Source organism: Stieleria sp. JC731 (genome assembly GCF_020966635.1).
Lineage (GTDB): Bacteria > Planctomycetota > Planctomycetia > Pirellulales > Pirellulaceae > Stieleria.
In genome coordinates this window covers 1-3,159 of sequence record NZ_JAJKFQ010000019.1, presented here as the reverse complement: position 1 = coordinate 3,159, position 3,159 = coordinate 1, and the positions used below count along the sequence as shown (strand labels likewise).

The window sequence follows — 3,159 nt, the reverse complement described above, 5'->3', positions numbered from 1 at the left end:
GTAGCGTCGTTGCCTACATTTGGAGCGTTTGAATTTCGTGGCGAGCATCCGGCAACCATCGTCAATATGGTGAGAATCAGGTAGGTACGATGCATCGCTCTATTCGCATAACGTCCCCGTTCACCGAGGCACGGCGAACGATCTGAACTCAGGAAAACCTCGACTCCGTGCCTTCGGTGCAATGCATTGTTCATCGTCATTCCGCGCCATGCAAGAGAAACGTCTCAAGTTCGTCTCTCACTTCCATCTCTCGGTCACGAGCGGCTGCCGCAGGTTCGAAATCGAGAGCTTCGATATGCTGCTCCTTCTCCGCGATGAGCGACTCAATGCGTTTGCGAAATTCTGAGATCTCGGCAGGCCGTTTGGAGTGCGACAACGCAATGTCGAGTTCAGTGTCCAAAGAGTCGAGCAGCGTAGCCCCGAGATCCAATATCGATGCTTGTGTGAGGATGACGTGCTCTTCTGACCACGGCGCGCCGAAAACGTCGCGATCAAGTTCAATGTTGCGCAGGAATCGATTGGGGAAATGTCGAATTGCTAGTTGTGGGCGACGGGGAAGCCCCTTGGCGATACGCCGATCAAGCTTCGACTGATGCTTTTCTCGCCAAGCTTGGCAACGTTCAGATGACAACGTGATGTGAATCTCCGAACCCGCCAACGCAGCATCAATTTGCCGACGGGTCAGTTCACCGAGTACAAACTCGACGTTCCAATCGATGTGAAGCGGAAGATGAAAGTAAGATGACATTCGTACGATGAACGGCAGACATAACCGAGTGACGGCGGACAACTAACCACTTCAAAAACCCCGACTCCGTCACTTCGGTTCATGTCATTGTTCTGCGACATCGATCGACATCGGTATTCCAGTCATTCAATTTCAGACGGAACTTCACAACCCGTCGCCTGCCATGGATGAAATGCGATGCCCGCTCCCAAAAGGTTGTTGTCTCTATTTTGAACCCCAGCTTTTCGATCACCCGAATGCTACGATGATTCGTACGAAAGCTGAACGCAACAAATTGCAAATCCGTACTCGCGGCAAATCGCGCATCGAGAATTGACGACATCGATTTCACCATTATCCCCTTTCCCCATAGGCTGGGCAAGAGGTTCCAAGCCAAACTGACTTCTCGTATCCCATTCGATTTGAGCCAGAAAAACTCAGTAATGTTCCCACCGAATTTTCCATCAACGACAATAATTGAAATCTTGCTTCCGCAATCCGGAATTATGTCTTCCTGATCAACGAGCGCGAAGATTGAAGCAGGAGACTCAAAGAAAGATGGAGGATATTGCATTCCACGCAGACGAGGGTCGCAACGCAAATCAAAGATGTCTTGGGCGTCGGCCAATTCAGCGTTTCGAACTTGAACTTTCAAATGCAACTCTTACTCGCAGAACGGTAGCCGTCACCGAGGACGGGCGGTGGACTGACCACTTCAATAAAACACGACTCCCGACCTTCGCGTGCACGGCATGGTTCGCGTGGTACACACGACCACAGTCTGCATCACATCGCTGCTGACAAGTCTACCCGATCGGAATGGCCAAGGGGAACGAGCATTGATATTTCGGCCAGCGCATAGGGCGTTTGAACAGCTATCTCGGAGCAGAAATCAAACCGTGACATCAAGTGCGATAAACAAGAAACTGCTGCCCGGTGAATTCAGATGGGCGATGTTCAAGCAGCACAATCAAACCGTGACTTCCAATGCGATCAACAGGAAACTGATGTCCGTTGAAGTCCGATGGGCGAAATCCGGGCACAACTATCAAACCGCAACTTCACTTGCGGCGATCATCAAACACTTGCCACATGAAATCAGATGGGCCAGATTCAGCAGCATTGAAGACAGACGTTGGTTATCGCAGACACAACCACCCGCGCGAACGGCGGACATAACCGAGTGACGGCGGACGACTAACTACTTCAAAAACCCCGACTCCGTCACTTCGGTTCATGTCATGGTTCGCGAGGTACACACGACCACGGTCTGCACCACATCGCTGCTGACCAGTCTACCCGATTCAAATCGCCAAGGGGAACGAGCATAGATATTTCGGCTGGCGCGCAGGGCGTTTGAACAGCTAACTCGGAGCAAAAATCAAACCGTGACATCAAGTGCGATAAACAGGAAACTGACGTCTTTCGAAATCACATGGGCCTAGTTCACGAGCAACTATCAAACCGCAGACTCAGTTGCAACGATCAGCTATCAGTTGCCAGGTGAGATCAGATGGGCCGAATTCAGCAGCGACTATCAAACCGCAGCATCATTCGCGGCGATCAGCTAACAGTTGACAACTGAATTCAGATGGGCCGAATCCAAACGCTTCGAACTGCAATGGGCGATGACCATGTTGATAAGAGATGAGTCATCAAGCGGTCCATCTACCCGCGCGAACGGCCGACGTCACCGGGGACGGCGGTGTGAGTTTCCATTTGTAAACGCCCCATGCCGTCCTCCGGTGCACGTCATGGTTCCGCTCGTTGCTGAGTCGGAGAGTGCCGTACCGGAAAAAACTCGGTAGTCAGTTTGTCGTCGTTGACGAGGGCGACTGATTCAATTGTAGCCAAATTGACGGTTTGAAGCGGTGCCACGACCTGGAAATCGATCGAGTGCTCTCGTCTGAGTCGATTGCATTGCAGTTCATCTGCTGGCAAACGAATGGTCGTCACAGTTCCGTTGAGATCACGCGTTGAAAGGGAATCAACGGCAAACGAAGACGCAAGGAATAATACAACGAGTTCGTTATCACTAGAACGCGTCCAGGCAGCGACGATCTCAGGGCGTTTCAGCGATTCGGACGTCGATTCCGCGATTGCACGCAAGACGTCACTGTGAAATCCGAACCGACCGACTTCAGGATAGGCATATATCGCGTGGCCTGTGAAAGAGTTGTCCAATCGTTCTTCGATCGTCGGAGGCGGATTCAGGTACCGATATCCCGCGACGGCCGCAGCGGCGAGAGTTGCAAAAACGAACAGCGTCCGCAGCGAGAAGCGAATCGGAAATCTCCTTTGTAGCGGAACGGCGGACATAACCGAGTGACGGCGGATGACACACCACTTCAGAAACCCCGACTCCGTCACTTCGGTTCATGTCATGGTTCGCGTGGTACACACGACCACAGTCTACACTACTTCGCTCTCGA

At 52.0% G+C, this 3,159-nt stretch carries 3 protein-coding genes; all 3 read right to left on the bottom strand.

The genetic code is table 11. The features are described from left to right. Positions 1-196: 196 nt before the first annotated feature. The 3 genes from LOC67_RS22720 to LOC67_RS22715 all read right to left on the bottom strand — a co-directional run bounded on the left by LOC67_RS22720 (position 197) and on the right by LOC67_RS22715 (position 3,046). Positions 197-748 (bottom strand): UvrB/UvrC motif-containing protein, encoded by a 552-nt coding sequence (locus LOC67_RS22720; RefSeq protein ID WP_230265130.1) that lies wholly within the window; start codon positions 746-748, stop codon positions 197-199. A 79-nt stretch (positions 749-827) separates the two neighbouring features. Next, positions 828-1,382, bottom strand: coding sequence for a GNAT family N-acetyltransferase (locus LOC67_RS27800; RefSeq protein ID WP_410001169.1), 555 nt, complete (start codon positions 1,380-1,382; stop codon positions 828-830). Between the two features lie 1,097 nt (positions 1,383-2,479). Then, the gene (locus LOC67_RS22715; RefSeq protein ID WP_230265129.1) at positions 2,480-3,046 is read right to left on the bottom strand and encodes a hypothetical protein; all 567 of its coding nucleotides are present in this window, start codon (positions 3,044-3,046) and stop codon (positions 2,480-2,482) included. Positions 3,047-3,159 lie beyond the last annotated feature (113 nt).